The following is an 18760-nucleotide window of genomic DNA, read 5'->3' on the forward strand; positions in this document are numbered from 1 at the left end:
AATTAGAAACTGCAGGGCGCAGTTTCTAATACGTAAAGATAATTTAAGTTTTTAGAACAGGAAGTATCCTATTCCTAGCGTAAAGCTGTGCGGCTTAGATTTAAACTCTTTGCTGATGCTCGAAAGCCCGGTTTCATATCTCAGATCCGCTGTGAAATTTTTATAATCCACACCAATACCTCCGGTAATTCCGATATTCGATTTATCAAAGCTTTTAAATCCATCCTGCAATGCTTTGGACGTTGACAGATTGTTTTTAAAAGCATAACTGTAAACCCCGCCGGCAAATGCTCTTACATTAAAATCTTTCGTATTGATGAATTTATAGCCGACTACTACCGGGATATCAACAGAGTTCCAGCTTAATTTGGCTGAGGCCCCGTCTTTAGTGTCGAAAGAGGTTTTTCTTTTGTTGAATAAGGCTTCTCCTTGTACATAAAGGCTTCCGATATCCATTCTGGTCATGATGCCTCCCTGATAACCGAATCCGTATTTCCCTTCCAAGGTGGAGGACTCCGAAGAGGTTTTTGTAAAATTTGCTCCGCCTTTGATACCGATATGAAAAGCCGGTGTTTGCTGGGCTTTGGTCTCTATAAAACCAATAATGCATAATAAAAATGTGCTTAGTGCTAAAAACTGATGTTTCATAAATTGCTTTTAATAATTTGATGCAAAGCAACAGCTATGAAATGCGGGATAAAACTTTATTTGATGAACGGCAGGGATGCTTTGACAAGGATCTGTTTTTAGCGGAAAAAGCAAAAAAAAATCGGAAGATGTTGCTTCCGATGGTATTTGTTAAAAAGGCTGTTCTTCACAATTTGAGGGTGGATTACATCCTCCTCCGCCACCTCCGCCAGGATTTCCTACATTAATACATCTTCCCGGATTTCCATCATCATCCATTTCACAGGCTCTTCCAAAAGAACAGTCACAGTCTGTCCAGCAATACGCAGATTCACCGCTCATATGACAACCATTGATGCCTGCACCAAGGATCGTTGACAGGTCCTTTCTTAATAGTTTTTTCATTTTTCTCATGATAAATTGATCTTTTAAAGTTAATAGTCTGATGTTTAAGTAAATATAATCAAAAAACCAAATACTTTTCATCAATGAGAGAAATAAGATGTAAAAACTGAACATAAGGGAAAAGAAAAACCCACTGCATCTGCAATGGGTTGATCTGTATTATTTACTGAAGTTCAGCTGTAAAGGAAGTGTCACCACAGAAAGGACTGGCCGTCCGTTAGATTCTGCAGGCTTCCATTTACCCTTATCTTTGATGCGGTAAAAACCAGCTTCTATAAAAGAATTTACATCTTCATTATTCCCTTTTACTTTCGCATTGTAGACATTCCCTTTTGAATCTAAAGTAAATTTTAGGGTTACTTTATAAGGATTGACTGCAAAATTCAGGAAAGTGAGATCTACAGCTTCATTTAAAAGTTTTTGGAAAGCGGCCTTTCCGGTTTCATATTCCGCTTCTTTGGTTATCTTAGGAGCCATAGGAGGCGGAACATCCGTCATCATTTTCTTTTCCACCTCAGAAATCTTCTCTAAGGCACTTTGATAAGACGCTATTTTTGCTTCCGTAAGGAGCCACTCCTGCTTGGTTCTTTCATCATTAGGCTTCGGATATTTCTTGTACAGTGACGTTATTTTTCTATTGTACTTTGAATCAGCCTTCTCAAATTCAGAGATCTGCGCACTGCTGAATGCAAAAATGAACAGAAAGGCTAATGCTGAAAGTTTCTTCATCAGGTTTAAGCTTTTACAATATTAATAATCACTTCAACTGCTTTTTCCATGCTTTCCAGCGCCACATATTCGTAAGGTCCGTGGAAGTTCATTCCTCCTGCAAAAATATTTGGACAAGGAAGTCCCATATAAGATAACTGAGCGCCGTCTGTTCCTCCTCTGATAGCCTTGATTTTAGGCTCAATATCAGCTTCTTTCATCGCTTTGGCAGCAAGGTTAATGATGTGCATTTTTCCTTCAAACTGCTGCTTCATGTTACGGTACTGTTCTTTTATTTCAACTTCAGCCGTTCCTTCACCATGTTTTTGGTTGAATTCAGCAACCTTTTCCTCCATGAATTTCTTTCTGCCCTCATATTTTTCTTCATCATGATCACGAATGATGTATTGAAGTTTAGCCTCAGAAATATCAGCTGTGATATCCATTAAATGATAGAAACCATCAAATCCTTTAGTCGTAGCCGGAGTTTCATTGGCAGGAAGCAACTGGATAAACTCAGCCGCTAAGAGACCTGCGTTGACCATTTTTCCGTAAGCATAACCCGGGTGAACACTCAGTCCGTGGATTTTTACCACAGCTCCTGCAGCATTAAAGTTCTCGTATTCCAATTCTCCAACTTCACTTCCATCCATCGTGTAAGCCCATTCTGCACCGAATTTAGCGACATCAAACTTGTGAGCACCTCTTCCGATTTCTTCATCCGGTGTAAATCCTACTGCAATTCTTCCGTGTTTGATTTCCGGGTGAGCGATAAGGTATTCAGCAGCCGTTACAATTTCTGCACATCCCGCTTTATCATCAGCTCCAAGAAGGGTATTTCCGTCTGTCGTAATAAGCGTTTGTCCGATATATTTTTTTAAGCTTTCAAATTTTGAAGAAGACAGGGTGAATCCGGTGGTTTCATTCAAAAGAAGATCACCTCCGTCATAGTTTTCCCAAATCTGAGGTTTTACATTTTCCCCGCTGAAATCCGGAGATGTATCGTAATGTGAAATAAATCCTATGGTAGGTGTGTTGTCATTGTCAAGGTTAGAAGGAACATATCCCATAATATACCCGTTGTCATCAATGGAAACATCCGCAAGGCCGATCGTTTTCAGTTCCTCTGCAATATACTTTGCAATGTCCCACTGTCGCGGGGTAGAAGGGGTTGCTTCGCTTTCCGCATCACTGGTTGAATATATTTTTACATAGGCGAGAAAACGGTTCAGTAATTTCTCTTTCCACAATGGATTGAATTCTATTATACTCATCGATCATAAATTTCCAACAAATATACAATGTAAATTTTTCAAATCTGAAATTTGAGGCATATTTTCAAATGGTTATTTATGTTGATTTTTTTAATCTAAAGCTGCGATTTCGTTAATCAAATAAATTGTTATAACTTGCATGAATTATGATGTCCAAACGTTGCAAATATGCTTTGAAAGCGATGGTTAGATTGGCAAGAAACTACAACCAGGGATTTTTGTCAACGGCTATTATTGCACAGGATGAGAATATTTCCAAAAAATTTTTAGAGCAGATTCTTCTCGAACTGAAAAGAGCCAAATTAGTCAACAGCAAACAGGGAAACGCAGGTGGATATTATCTTCTGAAGTCTCCTGACGATGTTTCGCTGGCGGATATCTACCGTATTTTTGAAGGCCCGATTGCCTTAACTCCTTGTATTTCACTGAATTTCTACGAACCTTGCGATGACTGTGTCGATGAGGCAACCTGTTATCTCAGAAATGAACTGATGATCGTAAGAGAAAAAACAAGAAAAAGCATGATGGAAGCGACTCTTACTTCCTTTATAAAAAACAGCTGAAATTTTTTTTAATTTTTATATCCTACTAATTTGGTAGGATAAATAGGATTTATATATATTTGCAGGAGTTAATTTCAATTCAAAATGGAAAATACCCTGAAAATAGAATTCAATCAATTACTGGAAAAGGCCTCTGCAGGTGCTTTTAGCGCTGATTTTTTAGAAGTTCTTACCAACAGGTTTCCTGGTGAAGTCATCTTTTCTACCAGCTTCAGTTACGAAGATCAGGTAGTGACTCATCAGATAAAAAACCTGGATATTGATATTTTCACACTGGATACGGGACGACTTTTTGAGCAGACTTACGAAACCTGGACCTCCTCCAGAGCTTTCTTCAAAAAAAATATTAAAGCCTATTATCCGGATCCGGAATCACTGCAGCAGTTTGTGTCAGAAAACGGGCCGGATTCCTTTTATCAATCTGTAGAAAAGAGAAAAGCCTGCTGTAATATCCGGAAGGTTATTCCTCTAAAAAGAGCACTTCAGGGATACAAGGTCTGGATCACAGGTTTAAGATCTGAACATTCCGCAGGCAGAAAAGAAATGCCACAGCTGGAATGGGATCCGGATCACCAGATCATCAAGTTTCATCCTATCCTTCACTGGACCACAGAACAGGTGACAGACTATGTAAAAACGCATCACCTTCCTTATAATCACCTTCACAAAAAAGGATTTGTAAGCATCGGATGTGAGCCCTGCACCAGAGCGATCAAAGAAGGAGAAGATTTCAGAGCCGGAAGATGGTGGTGGGAAGATGCCGATAAAAAAGAATGCGGCTTACATGTTCATCAATAAAAAAATAAAATATGTCATTATATCATTTAAATTATTTAGATCAGTTAGAAGCTGAGTCCATCTATATTTTACGGGAAGTAGCGGGACAGTTTGAGCGTCCGGCTTTACTGTTCAGCGGCGGAAAAGACAGTATTGTACTGGCTCATTTGGCTGCCAAAGCATTTCCTCACGGAAAAATCCCGTTCACTTTTGTTCATGTGGATACAGGACACAATTTTCAGGAAGTTTTAGACTTCAGGGATCAGCTGACCACAGAGATCAATGTAGATCTGGTCGTAAGAAAAGTAGAAGATACCATCCATAAAAGAAAACTGACGGAGCCCAAAGGAAAATTTCCCAGCAGAAACTGGCTGCAGACCTTCACCCTTCTTGACACGATTGAAGAATTCGAATTTGATGCATGCATTGGGGGAGCCAGAAGAGATGAAGAAAAAGCCCGGGCTAAAGAAAGGATATTCTCTGTCCGGGATGAGTTTGGACAATGGGATCCTAAACTTCAGCGACCTGAATTGTGGAATATTTTCAATGGAAAAATTCAGAAAGGTGAAAATGTAAGAGTTTTTCCAATCAGCAACTGGACAGAACTTGATGTCTGGAATTATATCCGGAGAGAAAATATAAGCTTACCATCTATTTACTTTTCGCATGAAAGAGAAGTGGTAGACCTTAACGGACAGTGGATTGCGAATTCAGAGTTTGCAGTTCTGGAAGAAAGTGACACGGTAACGACCAAAAGAATACGCTATCGCACCGTAGGAGATATGACCTGTACTGCAGCAGTAGAATCTGAAGCCACTACCGTAGACACCGTGATTGAAGAAATCGTAGCCACCAGAATCTCAGAAAGAGGAGAAACCAGAATTGACGACCGGGTAACCGAGGCGGCTATGGAGGACCGGAAAAAAGGAGGCTACTTCTGATAGGTAATGAGCCATGAGTAATAAGCAATCATACAGCGTGGAAAATATCAGTAATAAATAAATTGCTCATTACCCATTACTTACTGCTCATCATTGATCAATCATTATTAATCATTTATAACAAAAAACTCGTGGATATATTAAGATTTATAACAGCAGGAAGCGTAGATGACGGCAAAAGTACCCTCATCGGCAGACTGCTTTACGATAGCAAAAGTATTTTGCAGGATCAGCTGGAAGTCCTTGAAAAACATTCTAAGAATAAAAATGAAGATGGGGTAGATCTGGCACTTTTAACGGATGGACTTCGGGCAGAAAGAGAACAGGGAATTACCATTGATGTGGCTTACCGGTACTTTTCGACCTCAAAAAGAAAATTTATCATCGCGGACGCTCCGGGACACGTTCAGTATACCAGAAATATGATCACAGGAGCTTCCAACTCAGATCTGATGGTTATTCTGATCGATGCCAGAAAAGGAGTTATTGAACAGACCAGAAGACATTCCATCATCGCTTCGCTGCTTAAATTGAAAAAAGTAGCTGTTGCGATCAATAAAATGGATATGGTAGAGTATTCGGAAGAAGTTTTTGAAACCATTAAAGCAGATTATTCTAAGATTGCGGAAGGGTTAGGCTTAAATGATGTGACCTATTTCCCTATTTCCGCACTGAAAGGAGATAATATTGTTTCCCTGTCATCCATCACAGAATGGTATCAGGGAAGTTCTCTGCTCGATTATCTGGAGGAGGTAGAACTTGATGATGTACACAACAGCGGAAGCCGTTTTCAGGTACAGTACGTCATCCGTCCTCAGACAGAAGAGCTTCACGATTACCGTGGATATGCGGGACAGATCATCAGTGGAAGTTTTAAGAAAGGGGATAAAATAGCCATACTTCCGGCAGGAATTATTACTGAAATAGCAACCATAGAAGTGAATGGAGTTGAGGTTCAGGAAGCATTTGAAGGGCAGCCGGCCGTCATACAGATTACAGAAGACATCGATGTGAGCCGTGGAGATTTCTTTGCATCAGCAGAAGAATTGCCCAATGTTGAAAAAGAAGTGGAAGTATTATTGTGCTGGCTCGATCATAAAAGCCTGCAACCAGGGAATAAATACCTGATACAGCATCATAGCAGACAGTTGAAAGCGGTAGTAAAACACGTAGACTACAAAATTAATGTCAATACGCTGGAGCAGGAAGCCTCAGAAGGTGAAATCAAGCTTAATGAGATCGCGAAAGTTACCATAAAGACCGCACAGCCTTTGGTTTTTGATGATTTTATAAGCAATAAAAAAACGGGATCGGCTATTTTGGTGGATGAAACTTCCAATGCTACCGTTGCGGCATGTATAATTCAGTAAGACATGAAAGTTTCAGAGCATTTTATTAAGAAAATCCTTGAAAAAAAGCAGAGCAGTTCTCAGGGATTCTTTGACAAAAGTAAGATGGAGAGTTTTGTTACGGACCTGTATAATATCCTGTTTCTTCCGGAAAAAATCAATACGGAAGATCAGCTTCATGACAGGTTTGAAAATGTGCAGACAATTCTTTTTGATCTGATAAAGAATGCTTCGGAAGATGAGGTTTTTGGTAAAGAACAGACTGACAGCTTCTTTCTTACATTGCCTGATATCTACAGCACACTGATTCTGGATGCCGAATCTATTTTAGAATTTGATCCCGCTACAGAATCTCTGGAAGAAATCCTCCTCTCATATCCCGGCTTTTTTGCCACGTATGTGTACAGGATCTCCCACGAGCTCTGGATTCAAAAGGTAAAAGTTCTGCCCCGTGTGATATCAGAGTATGCCCACAGCAAAACCGGAATAGACATCCATCCGGGAGCGGTGATTGGAAAATATTTCTTTATCGACCACGGAACCGGAATTGTAATTGGAGAAACAACGGAGATCGGAAACCATGTCAAACTGTATCAGGGCGTAACGCTCGGAGCCTTGAATGTTTCAAAGGATAAAGCCAATGAGAAAAGGCATCCCAATATTGAAGACCATGTCATTATTTATTCCGGAGCCACTATTTTGGGTGGGAATACAACCATAGGAAGAGACAGCATCATCGGAGGAAATGTATGGATCACACAAAACGTTCCTTCCGGCTCTCTGGTCTATCATAAAAGTGAAATAAAAATAAAAGATAACGGAACTCTTCCTGAATCTTTAACATTTGTGATATAAAAACAACAAAAAACAATATAAAATTGAATCGGTATGAAGTTCCAAAACACACTAGAAACCATCGGAAATACCCCGGTCGTAAAAATTAATAAGCTTTTTGATACCGGACATGAAGTCTGGATCAAACTGGAAAAAGCCAATCCCGGAGGAAGCATCAAAGACAGAATTGCTTTATCCATGATAGAAGATGCTGAAGCTAAAGGCTTGCTGAACGAAAACAGCGTCATTATAGAACCTACCAGCGGAAATACAGGCATTGGACTTGCTCTTGTTGCTGCTGTAAAAAACTATAAGCTTATTCTGGTGATGCCCGAAAGTATGAGTTTGGAACGCCGGAAAATTATGGAATCTTACGGAGCAGAATTCGTTCTGACTCCAAGAGAAAAAGGAATGAAAGGAGCCATTGAAAAAGCGGAAGAACTGGCAAAAGAAACTCCAAATTCATGGATCCCAAGACAGTTTGACAATCCTGCTAACGTTAAAGTTCATGCTGAAACCACTGCTCAGGAAATTCTGAAAGACTTTCCGGAAGGACTGGACTACCTGATCACAGGGGTAGGAACCGGCGGACACATCACAGGACTTGCACAGGTATTGAAGCAGAAATATCCTAACCTTAAAGTGATTGCTGTAGAACCAGAATTATCCCCGGTTCTTAGTGGAGGAGCTCCGGCACCACATCCGCTGCAGGGCTTGGGAGCGGGATTTGTTCCGTCAATCCTTGATACCGGACTGCTGGACGAAATTGTACAGATCAATAAAGACGAAGCTTTTGAATTCACTAAAGAAGCCGCTAAAAGAGAAGGCCTGTTTGTGGGAATTTCTACAGGAGCTGCTTTAGCTGCAGTTGCGAAAAAACTTCCTCAGATCCCTGCAGGAGCCACTGTACTTACCGTGAATTATGACACGGGCGAAAGATACCTGTCCATCGAAGGACTTTTCTAGATAACATCCATAAGAAGATTTAAAATGAAAAAACTGAATACAACACCAAAGGTTTACCTTGTGGGTGCAGGACCCGGCGACCCTGATCTGATCACTGTAAAGGCCGTAAAAGCCATTGCCTTAGCTGATATCATCTTGTGTGACCGTCTCGTAAGTCCTGAAATAATAGACCGTTACGCGAGTAAGAATACCGAAATCATCTATGTTGGAAAAGAATGCAGCAAAAATGCTTCTACACCTCAGACCCATATCAATACCCTGATTGTAGACTATGCTTTACAGGGGAAAACTGTGGTAAGACTCAAAGGTGGGGATATCTCCTTTTTTTCCAATGTTTTAGACGAACTGAAAGCGTTAAAAGAGTATCATATAGCCTTTGAAATTGTTCCGGGAATCACTGCAGCATCCGGAGCAGCGGCGTATGCAGGAATACCGTTAACAGCCAGAGGATATGCGACATCCGTCCGTTTTCTGACCTATTATAAAAAAGAAATTCTAAGCGATGCTTATTGGAAAGAGCTCGGAACATCCGATGACACACTGGTTTTTTATATGTCTAAAGGAAATCTGAACAGCCTGGTAGAAAAGTTTCTGACCCTGGGCAAAACGGAAGATAAAAAAATTGCCATCATAGAGCAGGCGACTACACCTTATCAGAAAGTCTACACCTCTTCTCTAGAAGATTTTCAGCAAAACTTTGGAAATAAAGACTTTGTATCTCCGTCATTGGTGGTGATAGGGAAGGTGGTGAATCTGCATGAAGAATTTTCGTGGCTTGAATCGCCTATACAGGAAGGGATTTACTTTAAATCTGTAACGAACGGAACCTTAGTCTCCAACCATCAAAATATACTGGAATATGCTGTCTGAAACTAAATTAAAAGCCCTTAAAGAAATATCAGGAGATTTTTCAAGAGATGAAGCGGTCTGGGCCAGTGGTTTTCTCGCTGGAATTGCCGGAATATCTGCAGCCGTACAACATCAGATTACGTCGGATATTGATACCGATACCGTTTCTCCAAAGAAAATTACCCTTGCGTATGGCACTGAAACCGGAAACAGTAAGAAATTGGCAGTTGAACTTGCGGGAGTGATCAAGAAAAAAGGCGTGCAGGTAAAACTGGCAGACCTTTCCCAGTACAAACCGAAAGATTTTGCCAAAGAAGATTTGTTTTTCATCATTATCAGCACTCAGGGAGAAGGTGATCCACCTGTTCTGGCGAAGAAATTTTATGACCACATTCATGAAAATGATTTGAATATCAGTCATTTGAAATTTGGAGTTCTTGCCTTAGGAGACACCAGCTACCCTTTGTTCTGCAAAACAGGCGAAGACATCGATTCCCGTTTTGAAGTATTGGGAGCACAGCGAATTCTTCCTTTAAAAAGGTGTGATATCGATTATGAACAGGAAGCTCATACCTGGGCCGAACATATTCTGGATGTTACCAATAAAACGAAAGAAAGCAGCCAGAAAACTACGGTTGCTGTAAAAACATCAACAGGAAGAAAAAAATATCAGGGAAAGATTTCAACCATCATCAATCTTAATGATATAGGCTCTGACAAGGAAACCTATCATATAGAAATAGAAACCGAAGAACCTCTGGTGTACAGTCCCGGTGATGCATTGGGCGTGATCGCTTTCAATTCAAAAGATGAGGTTGAAGAAATGATTAGCTTAACCGGAATTGATCCTGAAAAGCAGATTAAAACGGCAAAAATTACAGCCAGCGCAAAAGAATTGCTCTACAAACATCTTAATATCAGCTATCTGCTTAAAACAACAGTCGCTCAATATGCACAGATCACAGGACATTCTATTCCGGAAGTACGATTAAGTCTTCTCGATTTGCTGAGAATTTATCCTGTAAAAAATGCGGATGAATTTGAACAGTTGATCCCTGTTTTAACCGGCCAGTCGCCGCGGTTATATTCTGTTTCTTCCTCACTGGAAGCCCACGGAGATACTGAAATTCATATCACAGTCGCTAAATCAGAGTTTTTCATCAATGATAAAAAACAAAACGGACTGTGTAGCGGTTTTCTGGCAGAATTTAAAGAAGGAGAAGATATTGAATTTTATATTCAGGAAGCCAAACATTTCAGACTTCCCAAGCCGGAGAAAGATATCATTATGATTGGTCCGGGAACGGGTATCGCGCCTTTCAGATCTTTTCTCTACGAAAGGGATGCTGTAGGAGCAGAGGGAAGAAACTGGCTCTTTTTCGGAGACAGGACTTTCGTTTCAGATTTCCTTTACCAGGCCGAACTTCAGGATTTTCTGAAAACAGGAACGCTGTCGCATCTTGATCTTGCTTTTTCAAGAGACACCGCCGAAAAAATATACGTTCAGCATAAACTGGAACAAAAAGCACAGGAAGTCTATCATTGGCTGGAAGGCGGAGCTTCACTTTATGTTTGCGGAGCCAAAGAACCCATGAGTAAAGACGTTGAGAAAACCATTCTGAACATTATTCAGGATAAGGGAAAACACAGCCCGGAAGAAGCGCAGAATTATCTGGAAGAGCTGGAACTCAGCGGCAGATATGTTAAAGATGTGTATTAAATCATTAAAGGATACGATATGACAGATAAGAATAACCTTTCGCCGGTAGAAAGGATAAAAACCGGCAGCAACGGGCTCAGGGGAACCTTAAAGGAAAGCCTTTTGGACGATTTTACCGGAGCCATCAGAGAAGATGACCAAACCCTCATCAAATTCCATGGAATGTACCAGCAGGATGACCGGGACAGGCGCGAAGAAAGAGTCGCTAAGAAACTGGAGTGGCTGTATTCCTATATGATCAGGCTAAGACTTCCGGGAGGATTTTTAACTTCTGAACAATGGGCGGGACTTCATGAAATTGCAGAAAACCATTCCACAGGCGTGATTAAAATTACGACACGCCAGACCATTCAGCTGCATGGGATTTTAAAATCTCATGTAAGACCTACCATCCAGAATTTCAATTTACAACACTTGGATTCGATTGCGGCTTGTGGTGATGTGAACAGAAATGTAACCTGTACTTCAAATCCATCTGAATCACCATTGCATCAGGTGGTGTATGAACTGGCAGGGAAAATCAGTGAAATGTGTCTTCCGAAAACAAAATCCTATTATGATCTGTGGATTGATGATGAGTTGTTAATCGACAGAAAAACAGAGGAAGATCCTTTGTATCAGGACAGATACCTGCCGAGAAAACTGAAAATCGGAATTGCCATTCCTCCCAACAATGATGTGGATGTTTTTATTAATGATATTGCCCTGATTGTCATCGTTGAAGATGACAGAATTGTAGGTTACAATATCGCGGCCGGCGGCGGACTTGGTGCTACCCACGGAAATGATGCGACTTATGCACGTCTGGCTTCTCTTTTAGGTTTTGTAGATACAGAAGAAAAGCTGCTGAAGGCGGTCTACGAAATTATCACCGTACAGCGTGATTTCGGGAACAGGAGCGACAGAAAATTATCCAGATTAAAATATACAATCGATAAACTGGGCATTGAAGGCTATAGAAATGAAGTTGAAAAAAGATGTGGATTTATCCTGGAACCAGCCCGTGAATTTAAGTTTGAACAGAGAAAAGACCGCTATGGCTGGACCCGAAATCATGAAGGGAAATGGTTTTACACCTTATTTGTAGAGCATGGAAGGGTTCTGGATATAGAAGAATATCCTTTAAAATCAGGGCTGTTGAAAATAGCGGAGACAGGAAACGTGAATTTCCGGTTCACCTGTAATCAGAATCTGATTCTTTCTGATATCCGCGAAGAGGATAAGGCAGACATTGAAAACCTCCTTAAAGAACATGGAATCTCTGATTATACAGAAAAAGCCAGTGCTTTGCGTAAAAACTCTGTGGCCTGTGTTGCACTGAATACCTGTTCACTGGCTTTAGCGGAAGGTCAGCGTTACCTGCCTGTTTTAGTCACCAAAATAGAACCTATTCTTGAAAAATACGGACTTCAGGACGAAGATATCACCATCAGAATGACAGGCTGTCCAAACGGTTGCGGAAGATCACCCAATGCCGAAATAGGATTTGTAGGAACGGCTTACGGAAAATACAATCTTCATATAGGCGGCGACAGACTTGGAATGCGTCTCAATACAAAATTTAAAGAAAACATCGGCGAAGATGAAATCCTTGAAACTCTGGATGAACTTTTCGGAATTTACTTGGAAGGAAGACATTCTGAGGAAACTTTTGGAGACTTCTCTTACCGCTATTTACAAACAATACAATAAAACTATGATCAATATTCTTTACCGGCAGAAAAGTGCCAGAAAACACTACCATCATCTTTTAGGGATCCGAATGTGTGTGTGCTGTTCATTAATTGACGACGCATAAATCATTTTTAACCCTAAAATTTTAAACAAGTGAAATCCATATCCCACCAATATCTTAAGCAGAGAATAAGTCTTATCTTATTCCTTACCCTTTCTTTTACTGCCGTTTTACAGGCACAGCAGCTTATCGAAGTAAGCGGAATCATTAAACATACGGACACCCATAAAGGCATTGCCGGAGTACAGGTCCAGGTAGAACATACTCAGGACACGGCAGTAACCGATCAGGAAGGAAATTTTAACCTGAGAACAAGAGTGAAAATTCCTTTCAGAATTGTAGTGACCAAGGAAGGATTCGCAGCTCATACTGCCGAAATACTTTCATTGTCCAGTAAAATTGCTATCGAATTAAATCCACAGAATACCATCATCAATGAAGTGGTTATTTCAGCTTCCCGAGTTCCGGAAAAAATTCTGAGATCACCGATTGCGATTGAAAAAATTGATATTAAAACCATCCGGGAAAGTCCCGCAGCCTCATTCTACGAAACATTAGAGAATGTGAAGGGATTACAGCTTTTAACCTCAAGCCTTACTTTAAAAGTTCCCAACTCGAGAGGATTCAATTCTCCAAATAACTTCCGCTTTATGCAGCTGGTGGATGGAGTAGATGTACAGTCCGCCACGCTAGGTGTTCCGCTGGGAAATGCCATAGGTCCCACAGAATTGGATATCCAGTCTATGGAGATTACGCCCGGAGCGGCTTCTGCGCTGTATGGAATGAATGCTGTTAACGGATTGGCGAGTCTTCAGACCAAAGATCCGTTTACTTCGGAAGGCGTAAGTCTGTATTTCAGAGGTGGAGTAAATCATGTCGATAATGTGAATCACAAAACGGCTGCTTTGGGCGAAAGTGCAGTGAGAATTGCAAAAGTCATCAATAAAAACTTTGCTGTAAAGGTCAATGCTTCCTATTTCAGCGGCGTAGACTGGATCTCGGATAACCGCACAGATCAGAACCCCAATTCACTGATTACAGCAAATCCCAATTTTTCTCTCACCAATAATCCCGCAGAAGATCTCTGGAATAAATACGGTGACGAAAGAAACAACAGGACATCGGTAAAAGTGAATTACAATGGAAAGCCAACCACTTTTAATGTATCAAGAACAGGCTATTACGAAAAGGATCTGATAAGTCCTGAAGTGAAGAATATAAAGTTTGATGCAGGATTATACTATCGTTTCGGAGATCAGTGGAGAACATCGTATGTCTACCGTTATGGATTGCTGGACGGCACTTTTCAGCGGGGGAACAAGATCCGTCTTCAGAATGCAACGGTTCAGAACCATAAAGTAGAGCTGACAGGTAAAGAATTGACATTCAGAGCCTATGTTTCCATAGAGAATACCGGAGATTCTTATAATCTGAAGCCTTTGGCTGATAATCTGGATCTTACGAATCTTTCCAATACCAACTGGAGGAATATCTTTCAGACGACTTTACAGGACAGGCTTAATTCAGGAGTCAATCTGAATGATGCTTTTATTCTGGCGAGGCAGGCAGCAGATAAAAACAGAGTGATTCCGGGGACAGCGGCATTTGAGCAGTTAAAAAACACCATTATCGGGATTAATAACTGGGATTCAGCCAATTCCGGAATTGTGGGAGCGCCTGCCACAGGAGGTGCAAAGCTTGAACAGAAGTCCCGTTTTTATCAGGGCGAAATTACCTATGATTTCACGCGATTTGTAAAGGTTTTCAGCTTTCTTGCAGGAGCAGATTACCGACTTTACAGCATCACACCTGACGGAAATAACTTTGTTGATTTTGACAGACCAGTTAGCGAAAGAAATATTCCTCTGTCTGACGGAACCTTCGGGAACAATGTTATTTATCAGAAATACGGTGCATTTGTCCAGCTTACCAAGCTTTTTTTCCAGGATAAATTAAAAGTGAATCTGGCCCTTCGCGCAGATAGAAATCCTGAGTTTGACACAAAATTAAACCCAAGACTGAGCGTGGTTTATTCTCCGGTTAATGAGCATAATTTCAGAGCTTCTTTCCAAAATGGCTATCGTTTTCCTTCTTTATTTGAAGCATTGTCATTCGTTAATAACGGGAATGTAAGAAGAGTAGGCGGGCTTACCAAAGCTAATGATGGACTGGGTTATCTTGAAAACTCCTATACGCTGGCTTCTATCGATCAGTTTATTTCTGCCGTGAATAAAGACGTAGACGGAGGAACAAACCAAAATCAGTCTGCATTGAAAAACAGAAATATTTTAACGGCGGCCAATCTTCCCAAATTACAGCCGGAAAAGGTGACGTCTTTTGAAATTGGGTATAAATCAGCCCTTTTCAATAGCAGACTGGTTATCGACTGGGATTTTTACTACAACATCTATGAAGGTTTTCTGGGACAGGTGGAAGTAGCGGTACCCAAAAATGAAAATATCGGAAGCGATAATGCGGTCTTAGCGATGCTGGACAGAAGTAAGCAGGACCGGTACAGAGTATATACCAACAGTACCAGTAAGTACAAAAGTTTTGGTACTTCTTTAGGCATCCGTTATAACCTCGTGAAAAATTATAATGTCAATGTAAACGTGTCTTATAACGACCTTATTTCAACCAATACTTCAGATCTGTTTATTACAGCTTTTAATACGCCTAAGTGGGCGGTCAATCTAAGTGTTGGAAACAGGGAAATTATCAAAAACATCGGATTTACAGTGGCCGCAAGATGGCAGGACAGTTTCTTATGGGAAAGTCCGCTGGCTTCCGGAAATATTCCTTCCTACTATACCATTGATGCTCAGGCAACATGGAGAATCCCTGAAATAAAAGCCAGCGTTAAAATCGGAGCGACCAATCTTCTTAACCGCCGATACCTTCAATATGCCGCAGGACCTGAGGTGGGAGGACTGTATTATCTGGCATTCACCTATGATCTAAAACTTTAAATATGATGAGTAACTCTTTATATCCCATATTCTTAAAGCTCGAGGAATTATCTCTGCTGATCATTGGCGGCGGAAACATTGCTCTGGAAAAACTGCAGTCTGTTTTGGCTAATTCTCCCAAGGCACGTATTAAACTGGTTGCAAAAGAAATCAATAATCAGGTTAAAGATCTGAAGCTGAATTATCCCAATCTTACCCTGCATGAAAGATCGTACACAGATAATGATTTTAACAGCGCTGATATTGCTATCGTAGCCGTTAATGATATTATTCTGGCTGAGCAGATCCGCAGCAGGGCTCATCAGAATAATACATTGGTGAATATTGCTGATAAACCGGGCTTGTGCGATTTCTATCTGGGTTCTATCGTCAGAAAAGGAGATCTTAAAATTGCCGTTTCAACCAATGGAAAATCTCCAACGGTGGCTAAACGGTTACGCGAAATCTTAACAGAAACCATTCCCGATGAAGATATGGAGGGATTGCTGGATAATATGCAGAACATCCGGAATCAGTTAAAAGGAGATTTTACCTACAAAGTCAAAGAACTGAACCGGCTGACCACGGATTATTTAGGTGAAAAAACCATTCAGCCTGAAGAAACAAAACTAGAGATGGAAAAACTGATTCAGATCACGAAAACAGCACAGAGAAGAGCGAATATTTATCTCGGTATAATAGGCGTTTTCACTCTTGTTGCGGTATTAGCTTTAATCATTTATCAGTTCAATCTGTCCGGAGATATTCAGGATTTCCTGAGTAAAGACGGGCATATTTTTTACTGGATGCTGCTGGCCGGTTTTCTGGCTGAGGTGGTTGCCGGATCTATGGGAATGGGATACGGAGTGATCTGTACCACCATTCTTTTGATGCTGAATGTTCCGCCGCCGGTGGTAAGTGCAAGTATTCATTCTGCAGAGTCATTTACATCAGCTGCTGGAAGTATCAGCCATTACAAATTAGGAAATGTCAACAAAAAAATGGTCTGGATTCTTTTTCCTGTGGCGGCTGTGGGCGCTTTTATTGGGGCGTTTGCACTGTCTCATTTCGGAGAGAAATATGCTCACATTGTAAAGCCAGTCATCGCGTGCTATACCTTGTATTTAGGGATCAATATTCTTAGAAATGCGTTTAAAGGAAAGGATAAAAGAACAGGAAAAATGATACGGAAAAAGAGGACCAATCTCAGAGTATTGGGATTGGTTGGTGGATTTATTGATTCTTTTGCAGGAGGCGGTTGGGGGCCATTAGTTACCGGAACTTTGATCAAAGAGGGGAGAACGCCGCGTTATGTAGTGGGAAGTTCGACGCTGGCTAAGTTTTTACTGACCGTTGTAAGTGCTTTAACCTTTATTTTCACCATCGGAATCCATCACTGGAACATTGTGCTGGGTCTTCTTCTGGGAGGCGTTTTTACGGCACCTTTTTCAGCGATGTTTACGTCACGGCTTCCGGCTAAGAAAATGTTTGCCGTGGTAGGGGTCGTGGTGATTGTTATGAGTCTGATTACGATTGTAAAATCATTAGCATAACCGGTCCTTATTGAATTTAGATTCGGACTCATCAGGGATTTTAAATAGTAAGCGGTTTATGAGGCATCACCTGTCTGTTTATAAGTTTCCAAATAGGATATTAGTATTTGAAAATCAACATAGTGTGATGCCTTTTGTTTTTGACAGAGCGGACTTCATAATCAAGTATGATCATTCGCCGCAACTAAGATTTTACGCTTAATTCCGGTCTGTCCTGAGTTTTTAAACATATGTTTAAGCATTTCCGGAAGTTCTCTGCAAAATCTTCAGCAATCTGCTTCATCGTCTGTTCACTGATTTTTGACGTATTAAATCTCCAGTTGATATAGACCAGGCCATCAGATTTTGACATAAAAAATAAAGGTTCCAGTTCAAGGAAGATTAAATCAATATTTTCAAATGTCTTCAGTTTTTCCTCTTCACAGGTGAATTGATCTACGATTGATAAATTAATGAACGATTTGCAGACGGTCCTGAAAAATTTTTTCTCATCCCAATTCAATAAAGCATAATTAAAAATGAGATGTTTGGATACGGTCATAAACGAATTGGTTGTGGCCAGTATATGATCATAATTCAAGGCTTTATCTTCGGCAGGATAAAAACATTCTCCAGAGTATTCTCCAATACTGTTCATTGAAAAGACATCATTTTTCCCCGAAACCAGAAGCCCTATTAAAGATTTTCCCTGATACGCGTAGACTGTTTTAGAAAAAGCCAGCATAAATATACTGATCCAGCTTACTTTTATTTTCTGCATGGCAGACTGTACGTCCTGAAACTGATCTATAAAAAAGCTGTCATGATAAGATTTCCCCTGTCTGGAATATTCATCTGTAGGTGTGTAATAAAATGCGTGTACCAACGATGATATTTTCTCACCATAGCTTTGGGAATTAAAAAGGCTAAAGTCTATAGGGGAGATGATAGAGTCATCATATTCTGAAAGAACATTTTTCCAGTATTTGTAGTTGTCTTCCAGGGATTTGAATAATTTATTATTTCTTTTAACAGCATATTCTCCGAAATTGTAAACCTCCGTAACTTCTGCTCCATTATAGAAACTGATAAAGTCATTTTTTATTTTCTGCAGACCATTGGCATCACAAAGCATATGATGGGCAAAGATTTTGAAGATAATGAACTCATCATTTTTATAGAGATGGTAATAGATAAGAGGCACATTATGAATGTCTAAAGACTGATTGATGATCCTTAACGGGTGAAAGTAGTCATTAGGATTTTTAACGGGACTGCTTTCCGGAATTTCTTTAAAATAACCATCCGTATTTTTTGCGGTATCTTCAAAATAAAGCATATCATCCCTCAAAATAAACTGACAGTTCAGCAGGCTGTATTTTTTGTGAAGCTTAGCGATAGACGTGTTTATTTTATTCAGATCTGCTTTTCTGAAATGTACATCCACTTCCAGAAAAATATTTCCCTGTGCTCTGTAACGGTAAAAATCTTTTATCTGCCGGATAAAAGGATAATGATAGGTTGATTCCATT

16 protein-coding genes are annotated in these 18760 nt (G+C 40.3%); 11 read left to right on the forward strand and 5 right to left on the reverse strand.

Translation table 11 applies throughout. The annotated features are described in order from the left end of the window. Positions 1-51 precede the first annotated feature (51 nt). From BUA72_RS18210 to pepT, 4 genes are all read right to left on the reverse strand, one after another. Positions 52-648 (reverse strand): porin family protein, encoded by a 597-nt coding sequence (locus tag BUA72_RS18210; protein WP_072924429.1) that lies wholly within the window; start codon positions 646-648, stop codon positions 52-54. 150 nt (positions 649-798) lie between these two features. Beyond that, a complete protein-coding gene (locus BUA72_RS18215) occupies positions 799-1032 on the reverse strand; it encodes a hypothetical protein (protein ID WP_139259645.1) in 234 nt (77 codons plus the stop codon). A gap of 159 nt (positions 1033-1191) precedes the next feature. After that, on the reverse strand, positions 1192-1761 hold the full coding sequence (locus BUA72_RS18220) for an energy transducer TonB (protein ID WP_047451157.1): 570 nt from the start codon (positions 1759-1761) through the stop codon (positions 1192-1194). 5 nt (positions 1762-1766) lie between these two features. Continuing rightward, positions 1767-3014, reverse strand: coding sequence for a peptidase T (gene pepT, locus BUA72_RS18225; protein ID WP_072924432.1), 1248 nt, complete (start codon positions 3012-3014; stop codon positions 1767-1769). Positions 3015-3160: 146 nt separating this feature from the next. On the opposite strand from pepT, the gene BUA72_RS18230 reads away from it, so the two are divergent. From BUA72_RS18230 to BUA72_RS18280, 11 genes are all read left to right on the forward strand, one after another. Next, positions 3161-3577: an RrF2 family transcriptional regulator gene (locus BUA72_RS18230; protein WP_072924434.1), complete on the forward strand. Its 417-nt coding sequence runs from the start codon at positions 3161-3163 to the stop codon at positions 3575-3577. Positions 3578-3661: 84 nt separating this feature from the next. Further along, positions 3662-4375 (forward strand): phosphoadenylyl-sulfate reductase, encoded by a 714-nt coding sequence (locus tag BUA72_RS18235; RefSeq protein WP_072924435.1) that lies wholly within the window; start codon positions 3662-3664, stop codon positions 4373-4375. Positions 4376-4386: 11 nt separating this feature from the next. Beyond that, positions 4387-5295, forward strand: a complete 909-nt coding sequence (cysD, locus tag BUA72_RS18240; RefSeq protein ID WP_072924436.1) for a sulfate adenylyltransferase subunit CysD — start codon at positions 4387-4389, stop codon at positions 5293-5295. 131 nt (positions 5296-5426) lie between these two features. After that, positions 5427-6665: a sulfate adenylyltransferase subunit 1 gene (locus tag BUA72_RS18245; RefSeq protein WP_072924437.1), complete on the forward strand. Its 1239-nt coding sequence runs from the start codon at positions 5427-5429 to the stop codon at positions 6663-6665. A 3-nt stretch (positions 6666-6668) separates the two neighbouring features. After that, on the forward strand, positions 6669-7499 hold the full coding sequence (gene epsC / locus BUA72_RS18250; RefSeq protein WP_072924438.1) for a serine O-acetyltransferase EpsC: 831 nt from the start codon (positions 6669-6671) through the stop codon (positions 7497-7499). Positions 7500-7532: 33 nt separating this feature from the next. Continuing rightward, the gene (cysK, locus tag BUA72_RS18255) at positions 7533-8444 is read left to right on the forward strand and encodes a cysteine synthase A (RefSeq protein WP_072924439.1); all 912 of its coding nucleotides are present in this window, start codon (positions 7533-7535) and stop codon (positions 8442-8444) included. Between the two features lie 24 nt (positions 8445-8468). After that, positions 8469-9314: a uroporphyrinogen-III C-methyltransferase gene (gene cobA, locus BUA72_RS18260; RefSeq protein WP_072924441.1), complete on the forward strand. Its 846-nt coding sequence runs from the start codon at positions 8469-8471 to the stop codon at positions 9312-9314. After that, positions 9304-11013 (forward strand): diflavin oxidoreductase, encoded by a 1710-nt coding sequence (locus BUA72_RS18265; RefSeq protein WP_072924442.1) that lies wholly within the window; start codon positions 9304-9306, stop codon positions 11011-11013. The genes cobA and BUA72_RS18265 overlap by 11 nt, the downstream gene beginning before the upstream one ends. Before the next feature lie 18 nt (positions 11014-11031). Next, the gene (locus BUA72_RS18270) at positions 11032-12705 is read left to right on the forward strand and encodes an NADPH-dependent assimilatory sulfite reductase hemoprotein subunit (RefSeq protein ID WP_072924444.1); all 1674 of its coding nucleotides are present in this window, start codon (positions 11032-11034) and stop codon (positions 12703-12705) included. 135 nt (positions 12706-12840) lie between these two features. Further along, positions 12841-15717 carry a TonB-dependent receptor gene (locus BUA72_RS18275; RefSeq protein WP_072924446.1) on the forward strand — a complete coding sequence of 959 codons (2877 nt, stop codon included), beginning with the start codon at positions 12841-12843 and terminating at the stop codon, positions 15715-15717. Positions 15718-15719: 2 nt separating this feature from the next. After that, complete coding sequence (locus BUA72_RS18280) at positions 15720-17249, forward strand: TSUP family transporter (protein ID WP_228407918.1); 1530 nt, start codon at positions 15720-15722, stop codon at positions 17247-17249. A 184-nt stretch (positions 17250-17433) separates the two neighbouring features. Here the strand turns inward: BUA72_RS18280 and BUA72_RS18285 are convergent, their stop codons facing one another. Further along, positions 17434-18759 (reverse strand): condensation domain-containing protein, encoded by a 1326-nt coding sequence (locus BUA72_RS18285; RefSeq protein ID WP_072924447.1) that lies wholly within the window; start codon positions 18757-18759, stop codon positions 17434-17436. Position 18760 lies beyond the last annotated feature (1 nt).

This window comes from Chryseobacterium sp. OV279 (assembly GCF_900128945.1).
GTDB lineage: Bacteria > Bacteroidota > Bacteroidia > Flavobacteriales > Weeksellaceae > Chryseobacterium.